Below are 15,698 nucleotides of genomic sequence, written 5' to 3'. Positions count from 1 at the left end.
AATGTGTTTCTTAAAAAGCATCTTTTTTTTAAAAAGGTGCTTTTTTTAGTATAAAAACATACTATAAGCTGTTTTTTTAAGTTATTAAAATATGAAAAAGAAAAATTTATATACCCTAGTTGTCCTTTTAATACTTATTATAGGATGTAAATCGGGTGGAGTATCTACCCAATATCGAGATGATTTTACCAGTGTTTCAGAAAGTGAAAAAAATGCGTTTTTGAAACAGCACAACGCGGATGCTAGTAATCGTAGTGTTCTCATTTTAACACAAGGCTTCAAAGGAGAAAAAATTTCGGCAAAACAAGGAGAAAAATCGGTTTATTCGAGTTATCCTATTACCAATTTAAACACAAAACTAGCCGATTACTTTAGTTTTTCCAATGAGAGTGCTTTGGTCATTCACGATCAATTTTCTAAAAAAGACATTGTAATTCCTTCGGATAAAGCACAAAAGTATAAATTCATTTATTTGATGAAAGAATACAAAGACGATACCGCCGATTTTTCGATTACGTATAGCAATACCTTGCGACCCTTGAAATAGGGACTATTAAAATAAGTATAACACAAGCTTAAAATCCACTCCATTACTAAAAAAACCACTCTTTAAGGAGTGGTTTTATATTTTAAACCTAAAAGCATCTCTCCATAATCTAAAAGCTACTATTTATAATCTCAAAGCGTATAATTATAGACTAAAAGCTTCTAATTACAACCTCAAAGCTTCTATTTATAATCAAAAAGCTTGTAATTATAAACGAATAGGTTCAAATTATATTCAAAAAGCATCTTTTAATAAGTAAAAAGGTTGTCATTACAAGCTAAAAGGTGTTTTTTACGTCCAAAAAGTTATTAATTTTATTTATTTTTGAAGAGAGGTTAGGTTGTTTTTGATTAAAATTTCTAACACTGATTGTAAATTCACACCGTAGAATTTATTAGAAAAATGAATAATAGGTATGATGAGAAATAGTATTTTATTTTTTTTAGTTTTAGTGTCTTGTAAGCCAACATTAAAGAGAAATTATGAATCAAATTGTATTTTATATGGCAAGCCTGAATACATACTTTATATTGAAAAAAATAATCAATTTAGAATTATTTCTTTTATGAATGATACTATTGAAGGGGAGTGGTCTTTAAATCGGAATAAGTTGACTTTAAAGTCTGATTCTTTTATTGATAGTGAAAGCTTTAATATCCAAACAGATTCCATTTTTTTCAATTCTAAATATACAAGTAATGATGGATATGAAGAATATGTTCTAAAAAATAAAAAGTTGTTTTTAATTTTAAAAGAGGGTGTATATGATAAGTGTTTTTACTATTAAGTTATATAAAAAAGCAATAGAACATATTTATAAACCTAATAGCGCGGAAATGTTTTCCGTGCTCACAAAGTAGCTAAAAATAAAACCACTCTTGTAAAAGGAGTGGTTTTTTATATTTCAAATCCTTAAATAGAAGTCATAAAAAAAAGCCGAACTATTGTTCAGCTTTTTGTTGTGCGGGTAAAAGGACTCGAACCTTCACACCTTGCGGCACCAGATCCTAAGTCTGGCGTGTCTACCAATTTCACCATACCCGCTAAATTGGAGTGCAAATATAATTATTTTTAGATATAATCAAAAACTTTTAGCTGTTTTTTGAAAGGTTTTCTATCGCTTTTTTGCTAAAGGATTGAAAAAGAAAAAGCCAGCAATTGTGCTGGCTTCTTTTTATCGTATTTCTTGATTTAAAATCAAATCAATATATAAGTTGATTTTGTTTTTTAATTCTTTTCGGTGCGAAATAAAATCCAAGAATCCGTGTTCTAACAAGAACTCTGAAGTTTGGAAACCTTCTGGTAAATCTTTACCTGTGGTGTCTTTTACCACACGCGGACCTGCAAAACCAATTAAAGCACCTGGTTCTCCAATGTTGATATCTCCTAACATTGCATATGAAGCTGTTGTTCCTCCTGTAGTTGGATCTGTACAAAGTGAAATATAAGGTACTTTTGCATCAGCTAATTGCGCTAATTTAGCAGAAGTTTTGGCTAACTGCATTAAGGAATAAGCCGCTTCCATCATTCGGGCACCACCCGATTTAGAAATCATCACAAAAGGGATTTTGTTTTTGATAGCGTAATCAATTCCTCTAGCAATTTTTTCTCCTACAACCGCTCCCATGGAACCCCCAATAAAAGCAAAATCCATACAAGAAACTACTAAGTCTTTTCCTTTGGATTTTCCAACTGCAGTACGAACCGCATCTTTTAATTTGGTTTTCTCCATCGCTTCTTTTAAACGATCGCCATATTTCTTAGTGTCTTCAAACTTCAAAGGATCTTTAGATGTCATTTTAGCGTCTAATTCTTTAAATTCATTGTTATCAAACAAGATTTCAAAGTATTCAGCGCTACCTATTCGTACATGAAAATCATCTTCTGGACTTACCCATAAGTTTTTTGCTAATTCCTCAGTGTCAACAATTTTACCTGTTGGTGATTTGTACCACAACCCTTTAGGAACGTCTTTTTTATCTTCTGTTGCTGTTTGAATTCCTTTTTCTTTTCTTTTAAACCAAGCCATAATTCTTGAAGTTAGAAATTAATAATCAAAATTTAGAACTAGAAACCATAATATCCTAATTCTAAATTTTAAATTCTAAATTAATTATAAAGTGTTAACGTTATTTAAATCGGCAAATGCTTGCTCTAGTCTTTTGTTAAATGTTGCTTCACCTTCTCTAATCCATTTTCTTGGATCGTAGTGTTTTTTGTTTGGACTTTCTGGACCATCTGGACTACCAATTTGAGTTTTTAAATACTCGATATTTTTCGTCATATAGTCGCGAATTCCTTCTGTGAAAGCAAATTGTAAATCGGTATCAATATTCATTTTAATTACTCCGTAAGAAATCGCTTCTCTAATTTCTTCTAGTGTAGAACCACTTCCACCATGGAAAACAAAATCAACTGGGTTTGCCGTTGTGCTGTATTTGTTTTGTACGTATTCTTGAGAGTTCTTTAAAATTTTTGGAGTTAATTTTACATTTCCTGGTTTGTAAACCCCGTGTACATTTCCAAAAGCGGCTGCAATAGTAAATCTCGGACTTACCTTCATTAATTCTTCATATGCGTAAGCTACTTCTTCAGGTTGGGTATATAATTTGGAACTGTCAACATCAGAATTGTCTACACCATCTTCTTCACCACCAGTAATTCCTAATTCAATTTCTAACGTCATGTCCATTTTGCTCATGCGCTCTAAATATTTTTTAGAAATTTCAATGTTTTCTTCAATTGGTTCTTCTGATAAATCAATCATATGTGAACTAAACAAAGACTTTCCTTTTTCTTTGTAAAATTGTTCTGAAGCATCTAATAAACCATCAATCCAAGGTAATAAGTTTTTCGCACAGTGATCGGTATGTAAAATAACCGTTGCTCCATAAGCTTCTGCTAATTCATGTATGTGTTTTGCTCCTGCAACAGCTCCTAAAATTGCTGCTTTTTGATTTTCATTGGAAAGCCCTTTTCCAGCGTTAAATTGAGCGCCACCATTTGAAAACTGAATAATAACGGGTGCTTTTAGTTTAGCAGCAGTTTCTAGAACACCGTTTATTGTGCTTGAACCTGTAACATTAACAGCTGGTAATGCAAATCCTTTTTCTTTAGCATATTTGAATATTTCTTGAACTTGATTTCCAGTTGCTACACCAGGTTTTATTGAATGATTCATAGTTAGTTTGTTTAATATAATTTACAAAAATAATAATTTAAAAAATTAGAATGGGTAATTAATTCCAAAATTTAAGACAGTTTTACTAAAGTTTATATCTTTAAACCATCTTTCACTTTGTTCTTTTGCAGGATTGTATGCTTTGTAACCAAAATCGATTCTAAAGACAAAGAAATCAAAATCATATCGTAAACCAATTCCAGTTCCTACAGCTATGTCTTTTAAGGATTCAATACCATTAAAGGTGTAGGATTTGTCTTCTACATTGTCAAATACATTCCAAATATTTCCTGCATCTACAAAAAGACCACCGTTAATTTTTCCTACAATATTAAAACGATATTCTACACTGGCTGCGAGTTTTAAATTAGCTTCATTAAAATCATTAATACCGCCACTGCTTCCAGGTCCTAATCCATAGGCTTGCCAACCTCTATTATCATTGGAACCTCCTGCAAAATAACTTCGCGAAAAAGGAATAGAATTGGCATTCCCATAAGGAATAGCAATTCCTCCAAAAGTTCTAAAAGCCAGAATGTTCTTTTTACCTAAATCCCAGTGTTTGATTAAATCTACTTCTCCTTTTACATATTGCGCATATTCGATACCAAAAAGAGTTTCATTACCATTATCGCTTTCAGGTTGTGGCACTTGTTTGGCAAATAAACTTACTAAATTTCCTGCTGATTCAATTTTGGCTTTGATGGCATAAAAAGTATTATCTAAAAAACCTTTTCGAGTGTTTTTATTATATGTAAAAGCAGATGAAACAATCAAATTGTTTTCAATTAAACGTTTTCTTCTTTCTCCAATACTTCGTATCGAATTAAAATCAGAAGATTGGTTGTTAATTGGAATGGAACCATTTAAAACAGCGTCAATAAAACCTACGGCACTAGTATTGGTTAAGTTTCCTGTGTTTGGGTCCAAATACGTTCCTGTTGTATCATACACTTGAGCTAAATCGTTCAATCGATTATAAGAAGAGTTATACACATTAAAATAGTTGTCGATATTTAAATTACGAACAAATTGAATGTTTAATAAATCATAACGAATGGTAGTGTCGTCTTTGGGTAACCAATTGTAATTGATAATACTAGTGAAATTTTCTTTGTCCAATCCAATGTTTTTTTGATTGGTTAAACCAAAACTCATCTGTGTAGTAGGAAGCATTTCCTTTTTAATGATGCTAGTGGTTTTAAAAGGAAAAAATATTCTTGGAAACGTAAGTTTTACATCGGCTCCGTATTCAGAAAGGTTGAAAAAAGTCCCGTTTGGGTTGGGTAAATCTCGAGACGAACCAATATTACCTCGTGTTGAAATTTCTAAGGTTTCAGCTCTTCTAAAAAAGTTTCTAAAGGTTAACGAAAGATTTCCTGTAATACCAAAATCTTGAATATTGGAATGATTGAAATCAATAGAAGCGTTTAAATTTTTCTTTTTTAAGGGAATAAGATAAATATTGGCTACCAAATCATTTTCATCTTCTGTGGAAAGATCTTCTATATATTCAATATTAGGAAAATTAAATACCTTTAAGTTGCTTAATGATCTAGATGTTAATGTTTTGTCGTTGTCGCTAAAATAATTTCCTTTTTCAATAAAAATGGCATCAGTTATGGCTTTGGGTTTATAATTTAACTTTCCAATAGAATAAATATTATAGTTATTATAAACAACACTGTCACTAATTTTATATTTTCCTTTTTTAATAGGACTGTTGGTAAAAATATTTATTTGACTGATTTTATAAATCTTAAAAGGAGTTTTAACGAGCGTGTCACCTCTTTTAATTTTTCGGTCTTCAATATCATAAACAATATCTATATTGGTGTCTTTCTCACTGGTAATAACGTCATATCTCACATGGTTTACTTGAAAATCATAAACACCATGGTTTCTAAAATAAGTAGTTAATCGCGTTCTTTCTGCATCAAACTTTTCATCGTTAAATTGTTCGCCTTTTTTGATTAAAGAACGTGGTTGTGTTTTTACAAAAAGACTGTCCAAAGCTGGAGTTTCAATACGTTTGGAAATGCTATCAATAATATATCCTTTTCCTGTTTCTACATGGTAGGTAATTTCGGCTCTTTTTACACCTACAGAATCGACTTTTGCTGTTACTTTGGCATCAAAAAAACCTTGATTGCTATAAAAACCTTGTAGTCTATTTTTGGTTGTGCCAATTTTAATAGAATCAATAATAACGGGTGCTTCACCAGTTTTTTTTAAGAAGCGACTCAATCCAGAAACTAAAAAGGATTGGCTTAATCGATCCACTTGTTTATTGGATAGAATTTTGGCAAGATTTTCTCTTCTATTGGGTTTTCTTTCCAACCAAGCGTAATAAAGAGAGTCTGGATTGTCTTTGGCAATATTGTAGAGGCCTAAACGCAATGGAAATCCAAGAAGTTTTCCATTTGGTTTTTGGCTAATAAGACTTTCGACTCTTTCGTTTTTAACAACAGTATCATTGGTTATGACAGTGTTCTTCGTTAAGAGATGTTTGCCGTCTGGAACTTTTTTTACCATCGAACAAGAGTAAAATAAGGTGCCAGTTATAAATATAAATACTATTTTTGGAAAAATTTTTTTCAATTCGATTAATATAGTTAGTCAAAAATACAATTTTTATGCTTAGTAAAAACCAAATTAAGCTTATAACGAGTCTGCAACAAAAAAAATATAGAAAGCAGTACCAATTATTTTTTGCCGAAGGTAAAAAAGTAATTCAAGAGTTCCTAGATGCTAACTATGAATTGCACAGTTTATTCACTACAACTGATTTGTTTTTGTCTGTTGATACTAACAAAATTTATACCATAACGGTTGGTGAATTGAAAAAAATAAGTGCCTTAACTACTCCTAATTCTTGTTTGGCAATTTTTAAAATTCCGAAAGAAAAAAGAACAACTCCTAACGGGTTAATTTTAGCTTTAGATGATGTAAGAGATCCAGGGAATTTGGGAACAATTATTCGACTTTGTGATTGGTTTGGAATCGAAACGCTTTGGTGTTCTGAAGAAACAGTAGATATTTATAATCCTAAAGTTGTGCAAGCCACTATGGGATCTCTAAGTAGAGTAAATGTTTTGTATACGAATTTAGAAAAAAAATTAAGCGGAATTCGTGTGCCAATTTATGGTACTTTTATGGATGGTAAAAACATATATGAAGCCTCTCTTTTAAAAGAAGGCGTTATTGTAATGGGAAATGAAGCTAATGGAATTTCTCCTTCCATTGAAGCCTTGGTTACTCAAAAAATTGCCATTCCTAGGTTTGGTAACTTACAACAAACTGAAAGTTTAAATGTGGCAACCGCTACAGCTATTATTTTAAGTGAATTTAAAAGGTAAATTAGTGGAATGTGAAATTAATAAAGATACCTCTTGTTTTCATGGATTGAACATTTCCAGTCCAGGGACTGTCTGGTGTGTTGTCTCGAATTAATTCATCGTTCATGCTAAATACACCACGAATGGATGGAGAAAACTTGAAATATTCCAAATATAAGTCTATACCAAAACCTACTTCATAAAAATTAGACCATTTTTTCATTCTAAATCGATCATTGAAGTTGTCATCAGGTGCTTGTGAATTACTTCCTAAATTTAATGCTGTAGAGAGTCCTCCTACTAAATAGGGTCTAATATTTCCAGCACGTTTTGCAGAAAATTTAAGTAATAAAGGAAAATAAATATAAGTTGATTTTACTTCTCTCAGAGCATCAACAGGGTTGTCTATACCTGGAAAAGTTAAATTTCTTTGTGTAATATAAAGTCCTGGCTCAAATCGTAAATCTACATGGTCAATTATACGTAAGTTTCCAACTAAACCTACATTGAAACCAATTGTTGATTGTATTGATACATCTTCTGTGGGTTGTAAATAATCAAATTTAAAATCCAAACTATTAAAACCTAGGAAATAGCCCCAGTGTACTTTCTGTTTGTCGAAATTTTCGAGATTAATAATCGGGTCTTTCCCAAGTAAACCACCTTGAGCTAAGCTAATAGTGGTAGTTAGTAACAATAAAATAAAACTTTTTTTCATACTATTTCTTAGATGCATGATAAATTGTGGCAACTCCAAAGGTTTGAGGCAAATGCTTTACATCTATAAACCCAATTTTCCTTAAAATATTGTTCAAAGCTTCTCCAAAAGGGAAAATATTAGCAGAATCAGATAAATATTTATAAGCCACTTTGTCTTTAGAAAATAATTTTCCAATGAGTGGTAGAATAAATTTAGTGTAAAAAGCGTATCCTTGTTTATAAGGGAATCGAGTTGGGACAGAGGTTTCTAAAATAACAAAAATCCCATTTGGTTTTAAAACGCGAAGTATTTCTGCAAGTCCTTTTTCTAGATTTTCGAAATTTCGTACTCCAAAAGCTACCGTAATGGCATCAAAATAATTGTCTGGATAAGGAATATTTTCACTATCACCTAAAACCATAGTGATTTTATGGTCTAATTTTTTTTCATTAATTTTTTGTTTACCAATTTCAAGCATTCCAGCTGAAATGTCTAGACCAATAATTTCTTTAGCATCCGTTTTAGTCATTAAGATAGCTAAATCTCCCGTTCCAGTTGCGATGTCTAAAATGGTTTCCGGTTTGGTATTAGCCACTAATTGTAATACTTTTTTGCGCCAAGAAACATCAATTCCAAAAGAGATAACCCTATTTAAACCGTCATAATTGGTAGCAATGGCATCAAACATTTGGGCAACTTGCTCTTTTTTACCTAAATCTGAATCTTTGTATGGCGTTATATTTTTTGACATGATTTTAATTATATGGTGTGCAAAAATACGAATTTAATTTTCATTTCTACAGTAAGTAAGGTAGGTAAAATCATAAAGGTGTTTTTCGTCTTTAGGATGAAATTCTTCAGCAATTAAAGACCAATCTTTAGGGTCAAATTCTGGAAAAAAAGTATCTGCTTCTATAGTTGTATGTACACGAGTAAGTTCAATTTTATCTACTACATTTATAGATTGTTTGTAAATTTCTCCACCACCAATAATGAAATTTTCTTCATCTTTTGGACATTTAGCAATAGCTTCTTTCAAACTACTTACTACGATACAGTTTTCTGGGACAGTGTAGTTTTTTTGTCTAGTGATGATTATATGAGTTCTATTCGGTAAAGGCTTAGGGAAACTTTCAAAAGTCTTTCTACCCATTATGATGTAATGCCCCGTTGTTAATGATTTAAATCTTTTAAAATCGTCTGGTAAATGCCAAACTAAATCATTGTCTTTGCCTAATGCATTATTTTCTGCAGCTGCTGCAATTATGGTTAACATAGTATGTTTGTTTAAGTTTATAATTTCAATAAGAATTTTATTATTTTTAGTTTCTTCAACGAATGTGGGAAATATTTTAAATTCAATTCAAACCAATTGGGTTTTTCTAAAATACTTTTATAGTGTGAAAATGTTCTAAAACCATGTTCTCCATGATATGAGCCTATTCCACTTTCACCAACACCTCCAAAAGGTAATTTACTGTTGCTAATTTGCATAACGGCTTCATTTATACTTCCACTACCAAACGAAAGTTCGTTTAAAATTTTCTTTTTGGTAGGATGATCATTTGTAAAAACGTAGCAAGATAAGGGTTTTGGTCTTTGTTTGATCTTATGGATTATATCTGATAAATCCATGTAGGATAAAACAGGCAAAATAGGTCCAAATATTTCCTCTTTCATAATAGCATCTTCCTCTGTTATATTGTTTAAAAGAGTAGGTTGTATGTATCGATTCTCAATGTTATGGTTTCCACCAAAGAAAATTTTGTTTGAATCAATCAGTTCAGTGAGGCGTTTGTGATTTTTTTCATTAATGATTTGAACATAATTTTGATTTTCAAAACTGAAATGAGAAGCTTCAATTTCTTTTTGACACGCCTTTAAAAATTCGGCTTCTATTGCTTTGTGGACATAGACATAATCTGGAGCAATACAGGTTTGACCTGCGTTTAAGAACTTGGCCCAAATTAATCGCTTAACGGTCATTTTTAGATTACAATCTGCAGTAACAATTGCTGGACTTTTGCCTCCTAATTCTAAAGTTACTGGTGTTAGGTGTTTAGCAGCTGCTTCATATACAATTTTTCCAACAGTAACACTTCCAGTAAAAAATATTTTATCCCATTTTTGATTCAATAAAAAAGTAGTTTCTTCTATGCCTCCTTCCATAACATAGAAAAAATTGGGATTGAAATTTTCATTTATTATTCTAGCTAATGCCCGACTGGTATTTTTAGGCAGTTCGCTTGGTTTGAGTATAATAGTATTACCAGCTGCTATGGCTGCAATAGCAGGAGCTAATGAAAGTTGGTATGGGTAATTCCAAGCACCAATAATTAAAGTGTTTCCAAAGGGTTCAGGTACAATGTAACTTTTGGCTGGGAAATTTACCCAGTTAGTACTCACTTTTTTAATTCTTGACCATTTCTTAAGACGAGGTATTGCTTCATCAATGTCTTTATACAGTAGACCCAACTCATTAGTATAAGTGTCAAAAGCTGATTTTTTAAAATCGATATAAATGGCTTCGTATAAAAGAGTTTCGTTTTCCTGTAGGATACTTTTTAATTTTTTTAAAGCCTTTATTCTAAAAGGTAGGGATTTTGTTTGATTGGTATGGAAGAAAAGTCTTTGTTCTTGTATTATTTTTTTCATGAATTTTTGAATCAAAAATGCCTGTTTGAGGATTGTTTCAAACAGGCATTAAGATACTTACTTTTTTTGATTTATTTGTATAAATTCCAATCGTATTCTTTAAACTCTAATTTAGTGTTGTCGTTTATTTTTACTGCAGAATATTTATTGATAAAGCCTACCATATTCATGGGTCCAATAAAATCTGTGAAATACCATTCAAAAATTTTTGATAACTGGCAAGTTGCTGTCCCAATTGTGTTTTGTGTAGCGTCATTAATATAATTGCTGGTTGCTACGTCAAGATCATAATCAATACTATTTGAAGCATAGGCTGTATTTCTTAAATGTGGAGAAGAAATAGCTGTTGAATATAGTGCAAAATGAATTCTAGGATCGTTCATTGGACGTAAAATTTCATGTTCAATATGATCTAATGAAATTTTTTCACCATCAAAATCAATAAATTGCATTTTGAATGGATCTCTAATATAATTGATACTTTTAATAGGATAATTCTCTACTAATAATTTAATAATATTAGCATTGTAAACATTAATCCAGTAGGTTTTAACTTCAGCTTCTGACCAACTTTTATTAGGAGAAATTTTAGAGAAATTTTGTGCTATATTTCTAATTTCATTCATGTTTTTTAGAACCTTGTCGTAATCAACAACTCCCTTGCTCGATACATGTTTTTTCAGAAAATCATCATATTCTGAAAAATCAATAACTTGACTAAATCCATTTAAGGTAACAACTAATAATAATAGTAAAATTTTCTTCATAAGATTTTTTTAATAATTTTAATAATTTAAAAAAAACGATTGCAAAAATAGGAAATCTATTTTAGAATTGCAGTAAAAATAAGATAAATTTAATCGATAAATAAAAATTAAATTACTGTAAATCATAGTAGTAACTATTTGAACCGTCGTACTTATTTCATTATTTACAAAAAGTAAGCCAAATTGTAGAAAAATTGATTCTCTTTTTATAAAAATACTGCTTTTTTAATTATGACATTGATTTTCAGTTGTGTTATTTGGATTTGTTTTCCAATGTTTTTTCAATACGATTCAAACTTTCTAAAACATGATATTTAGTTTCTTTTTGAGTGATTTGGTTTGAGAGTGTTTTTAAATAGGATTTTAATTCTAAAAGTTGACCATAAATTAATGATTTAATGTCAGATAATTCAAATTTCGTAGTGGTGTCTTTATCTTCATAGAGTGTAATTAAATGACTTAAGTAAGCTTTTTGAAGATTTCTTTCTGAAATAGAATTTCCTTTAGTATGTATTGACCAAATATGGTTTCTAGTTTGAGTAAGTAATTCTAAAAGGGTAAAATTTTCTGAATCTATATATGCCGCATCTATTAAACGAGACATTCTTTCTAAACTCAATAAGTTGTTCAAATGTCTTTTTTGATAGCTTAAAAGTTTTTGAGCGTAATCATCTGGAGTAAATTTATTAAGTAATTTTGGGTTAACCAACCAATCTTGATCAGAAAAAGCATTTTTTAGTAGCCAACTTACAGCCTCTTTTTGCTTGTCTTTTGCAATAACGGTATAAATTGCTCCTTCCTGATTCGGTTTTTTTTCGATTTCATCAACTCCACCTACATACGTCACAACATGACCAATATAACGACTCCAAACACTAAGTAGTTCTCCATATAATTCTTCTAAATCCTCATAATTGTTAGTTTGACTACTTGTCCATTCAGGAAGATTTTGGGCCACAATTTTTAAGTTTTTTATACCATAATCACTTGCTTTCATGGCATTATTACTTATGTCTTCAGTTTGCGAATAAGGATTAAAACTGCTCGATTGTTTTCCAAATTCATACATAGGGTTACCTGCTTTTTCTAAAATCCATTGATCTAAAACTGGAATTTCATCTTCTGGTGTGGTTGCATTTGGAATAATTCTATAGCCCCAGTTTACAGCATAAGCATCATAGGGTCCCATTTGTCTTATGAAACGAACATTAGTGTCTCCAGGTTGCGCAATATAATTGAATCTTGCATAATCCATTATACTTGCAGAAATTCCATTTAGTTTTGTAAAATTTGGTTTTCTGTAATCATCTACATTATAAGCACAACTTGCACTCATATTATGAGGAAAACCTAACGCATGTCCTACTTCGTGAGCGATAACCATTTGCATCATTTCGCCCATTTCTTCATCACTGGTATGCAATGTTCGTGCGGAAGGATTAGCAGCTCCTGTTTCAAGAAGATATCTATTTCTATATGAACGGAGATGATTATGATACCAAATAATATCACTTTCAATAATCTCACCAGTTCTAGGATCTGAAATACTAGGTCCAATGGCATTTCTTGTGGTACTCGCTACATAACGAATTACAGAATAGCGAATGTCTTCTGGATTAAAATCTGGATCTTCTTCTTTTGTAGGTGGGTCTTTCGCTAAAATGGCATTTTTAAATCCAGCTACTTCAAAGGCTTTTTGCCATTCCTCAACTCCTTTTTTTATGTAGGGTCTAAGGTTTTCAGGTGTTGCGGGATCTAAGTAATAGATGATGGGTTTGATAGGTTCAACTAATTCTCCTCTTGCATAAGCTTCAGGATCTTTGGGCTCCAATCGCCATCTTCTGATATACGTTTTTTTGTCCGCTTTTAATTCTGTACTACTATAATCGTATTTATTCAAGGTAAACCAACCTACACGAGAATCAAAATAACGTGGACGCATAGGGTTATCAGGTAATAATATCAGCGATTGACTCATTTGAACGCTAATGGATTCCGTATTTTCTAAAATAGAAGGCTTTGAAGCATTATAAGTAAAATCCTGTAAAATTTCTATATTTAAAGGAAAAGCTTTCATATAAGTAATAAAACTTCTGCTTTCGTCTAAATTTTTAACTTTATAAGCTTCTCTTATTCTAGGAGACAAACCACTAATCGCTTTTACATCTGTTGAAAAAAATTTGGTCACATCAATTACAGTTGCGGTGGAGTCTTTAGAAAATGCACTTATATCAAATGTAAATAAAGTGATATCATTATTATTTGCTTTAACAGAAATGTTGATTGGTAAACTATCATTGGCAATACTATTTGCAGATTTTACTTTAATGAGTAATTTGTCTTCAAATCGATCCCAAAAAATCATTTGTGTATTCGTTTCAATACCAGCATTTACATAACCTCCTCCAAGACCTTCAGGAACCTTTGCAAATTTGCTCACCAAAAGCATGTCTTTATTTAAGAGTTGGTTAGGAACTTCAAAATAATATGTATCGGTTACTTTGTGTATTTTAAATAAACCAGAAGTAGTCTTAGCGTCTTTAGTAATCACACTATTATAATCCTTTATTTTTCCTGTTTTTTTCTTTTCGGTTGCTGCAGTTATTTCTGTTTTTGGTTTTTGTTTCTTTTTCCAAAATTGTGCAGTACTGCTATGAAATGCGAAAAGTGCTAAAAAAAGTAAGGTAATTTTTTTCATTCGTTTAAGTATAGTTTTTGCTAAATTACTAAATTGATAAAAAGGAATAAAAAAAGTGTTTTGTTTTAAGAAAATAATAACGTTTTAATGATTTATCTTTTTTTCTTAAAAATAAAAAACAAATCCAAACAATCTTTAGTGTCGTCTGTTAAAATGAAATCGGTGTTACTTATTGATAAACAAATTTCAGGATTTTTTTTCATTAAAAGGAAGCGATTAATCCGATTGAAAAATTCATACACTATTTTAAATAGGGAAGAAGGAAGATGGTTTCGAAGATTTAAAAAATCCAATTTAATTATTTTTTGAGTAGTCTTTGTGTTCATTTGAAAATAATGATTCACTTTTTCATTTCCTGAAATACCTTTTTTTGAAATAAGTTTAAATTGTGTTGAAGAAAATAATTGTAACAATTCTAGATCTGTATACTCTCTAATGTGCCAAGGGTTTTTTGTAATGGTTTTATTTTTATTGGGAGTAGAAAGAATTAATGTTCCATTAGGTTTTAAAACACGGTATATTTCTTCAAGAAACAAATCATCTTTTTCAATATGTTCAATCACGTGGAAACTTATTACAGTATCAAAGCGTTCATTTTCAATTTCTAATAAAGGTGGAACAGTTCCGTGAATGAAAGAATTTTCTGGGAAGTTTTGGATTTGCTCTTCAATTAGCTTTTTGTTTTTGTCAATTCCAGTGTAAGTAGTCCCTTTTTTTACAACAATTTCTAAACCTCTACCAATACCACAGCCAATTTCTAGTACATTGCCATGAATGTATTCTTTTGCAGAATAGTACCCAAAAAGTAACCTCTGATGAACAGGATTGTCGGATTTAATTTTGGAAGAAGTTACTTCTGTACTGTAATGTGACATCAAAAAAAATCTAATTAAACGGCCACAGCACCTTTAATATGAGGATGAGGATCATATCCTTCCAATGTGAAATCCTCAAAATCAAAATCAAATATATCTTTGATTTCAGGATTTAATTTCATTTTGGGTAAAGGACGACATTCACGTGATAATTGTAACTCCAATTGCTCAATATGGTTGTTGTAAATATGTGCGTCACCAAATGTATGGATGAAATCGCCAACTTGTAAATTACAAACTTGAGCCATCATCATTGTTAATAAAGCATAAGAAGCGATATTAAAAGGCACACCTAAGAAAATATCAGCACTTCTTTGGTATAATTGACAACTTAATTTTCCATCAGCAACATAAAATTGAAAGAAGGCATGACAAGGAGGTAAAGCGGCTTTACCATTGGCAACATTTTCTGCAAAGGAAATAGAAGTGTCTGGTAACACACTTGGATTCCATGCAGAAACCAGCATTCTGCGGCTATTTGGGTTGTTCTTTAAAGTTTCAATAACTTCTTTTATTTGGTCGATTTCCTCACTATTCCAGTTTCTCCATTGATGGCCATAAACAGGTCCTAAATCGCCATTTTCATCTGCCCATTCGTCCCAAATTTTAACGCCGTTCTCTTTTAAATAGTTGATGTTAGTGTCTCCTTTTAAAAACCACAATAATTCGTAAATGATAGATTTAAGATGTAGCTTTTTTGTGGTTACCATAGGAAAACCTTCACTTAAATCGAATCGCATTTGATATCCAAATACACTAATAGTTCCCGTTCCTGTACGATCTCCTTTTTGGTTCCCGTTTGCTAATACATGTTTTACTAAGTCGTGATATTGTTTCATCTTATTTGGTTAATGGTAAAAGATAAGGGTTGTTTTTTATTAAAAAAAATATAAACAAACCTATTTTCTTTTCTAAATTTTATATAAATATATTTTTT

The 15,698-nt window shown here is 31.0% G+C and carries 14 protein-coding genes and 1 tRNA gene; 3 read left to right on the top strand and 12 right to left on the bottom strand.

All coding sequences use genetic code 11. The features are described from left to right. The first annotated feature begins 91 nt into the window (after nt 1-91). Nucleotides 92-547: a hypothetical protein gene (locus tag NHF47_RS00705; RefSeq protein ID WP_252763118.1), complete on the top strand. Its 456-nt coding sequence runs from the start codon at nt 92-94 to the stop codon at nt 545-547. Nucleotides 548-965: 418 nt separating this feature from the next. Beyond that, nucleotides 966-1,334 (top strand): hypothetical protein, encoded by a 369-nt coding sequence (locus tag NHF47_RS00700; protein WP_252763117.1) that lies wholly within the window; start codon nt 966-968, stop codon nt 1,332-1,334. A 175-nt stretch (nt 1,335-1,509) separates the two neighbouring features. Here the strand turns inward: NHF47_RS00700 and NHF47_RS00695 are convergent. The 4 genes from NHF47_RS00695 to NHF47_RS00680 all read right to left on the bottom strand — a co-directional run bounded on the left by NHF47_RS00695 (nt 1,510) and on the right by NHF47_RS00680 (nt 6,263). Then, nucleotides 1,510-1,591: transfer RNA gene (locus tag NHF47_RS00695), tRNA-Leu, on the bottom strand. A 130-nt stretch (nt 1,592-1,721) separates the two neighbouring features. Further along, nucleotides 1,722-2,576: an acetyl-CoA carboxylase, carboxyltransferase subunit beta gene (accD, locus tag NHF47_RS00690; RefSeq protein ID WP_252763116.1), complete on the bottom strand. Its 855-nt coding sequence runs from the start codon at nt 2,574-2,576 to the stop codon at nt 1,722-1,724. 84 nt (nt 2,577-2,660) lie between these two features. Next, entirely contained in the window at nt 2,661-3,728 is a 1,068-nt protein-coding gene (gene fbaA / locus NHF47_RS00685) for a class II fructose-bisphosphate aldolase (protein ID WP_252763115.1), read from the bottom strand. 45 nt (nt 3,729-3,773) lie between these two features. Further along, nucleotides 3,774-6,263 carry a BamA/TamA family outer membrane protein gene (locus tag NHF47_RS00680; RefSeq protein ID WP_252763114.1) on the bottom strand — a complete coding sequence of 830 codons (2,490 nt, stop codon included), beginning with the start codon at nt 6,261-6,263 and terminating at the stop codon, nt 3,774-3,776. A 101-nt stretch (nt 6,264-6,364) separates the two neighbouring features. Here NHF47_RS00680 and NHF47_RS00675 point away from each other — a divergent pair, with 101 nt between their 5' ends. Beyond that, a complete protein-coding gene (locus NHF47_RS00675) occupies nt 6,365-7,087 on the top strand; it encodes an RNA methyltransferase (RefSeq protein ID WP_252763113.1) in 723 nt (240 codons plus the stop codon). A gap of 1 nt (nt 7,088) precedes the next feature. On the opposite strand, the gene NHF47_RS00670 is transcribed toward NHF47_RS00675, so the two are convergent. The 8 genes from NHF47_RS00670 to NHF47_RS00635 form a co-directional block, all read right to left on the bottom strand. After that, a complete protein-coding gene (locus tag NHF47_RS00670) occupies nt 7,089-7,784 on the bottom strand; it encodes a porin family protein (protein WP_252763112.1) in 696 nt (231 codons plus the stop codon). Between the two features lies 1 nt (nt 7,785). Further along, nucleotides 7,786-8,517, bottom strand: coding sequence for a bifunctional demethylmenaquinone methyltransferase/2-methoxy-6-polyprenyl-1,4-benzoquinol methylase UbiE (ubiE, locus tag NHF47_RS00665; RefSeq protein ID WP_252763111.1), 732 nt, complete (start codon nt 8,515-8,517; stop codon nt 7,786-7,788). Nucleotides 8,518-8,550: 33 nt separating this feature from the next. Beyond that, nucleotides 8,551-9,042 (bottom strand): dihydrofolate reductase, encoded by a 492-nt coding sequence (locus tag NHF47_RS00660; protein ID WP_252763110.1) that lies wholly within the window; start codon nt 9,040-9,042, stop codon nt 8,551-8,553. Between the two features lie 17 nt (nt 9,043-9,059). Continuing rightward, nucleotides 9,060-10,421 carry an aldehyde dehydrogenase gene (locus NHF47_RS00655; protein WP_252763109.1) on the bottom strand — a complete coding sequence of 454 codons (1,362 nt, stop codon included), beginning with the start codon at nt 10,419-10,421 and terminating at the stop codon, nt 9,060-9,062. A gap of 71 nt (nt 10,422-10,492) precedes the next feature. Beyond that, nucleotides 10,493-11,188: a DUF547 domain-containing protein gene (locus NHF47_RS00650; protein WP_252763108.1), complete on the bottom strand. Its 696-nt coding sequence runs from the start codon at nt 11,186-11,188 to the stop codon at nt 10,493-10,495. A 253-nt stretch (nt 11,189-11,441) separates the two neighbouring features. Then, complete coding sequence (locus NHF47_RS00645) at nt 11,442-13,886, bottom strand: zinc-dependent metalloprotease (RefSeq protein ID WP_252763107.1); 2,445 nt, start codon at nt 13,884-13,886, stop codon at nt 11,442-11,444. 92 nt (nt 13,887-13,978) lie between these two features. Next, nucleotides 13,979-14,761, bottom strand: coding sequence for a bifunctional 2-polyprenyl-6-hydroxyphenol methylase/3-demethylubiquinol 3-O-methyltransferase UbiG (locus tag NHF47_RS00640; RefSeq protein ID WP_252763106.1), 783 nt, complete (start codon nt 14,759-14,761; stop codon nt 13,979-13,981). A 14-nt stretch (nt 14,762-14,775) separates the two neighbouring features. After that, nucleotides 14,776-15,600, bottom strand: a complete 825-nt coding sequence (locus tag NHF47_RS00635; protein ID WP_252763105.1) for a thymidylate synthase — start codon at nt 15,598-15,600, stop codon at nt 14,776-14,778. Between the last annotated feature and the right edge of the window lie 98 nt (nt 15,601-15,698).

The organism is Flavobacterium sp. NRK F7, assembly GCF_024054195.1.
GTDB lineage: Bacteria > Bacteroidota > Bacteroidia > Flavobacteriales > Flavobacteriaceae > Flavobacterium.
The sequence above is the reverse complement of the archived record's forward strand: the minus strand, read 5'-3'. Positions and strand labels throughout refer to the sequence as shown.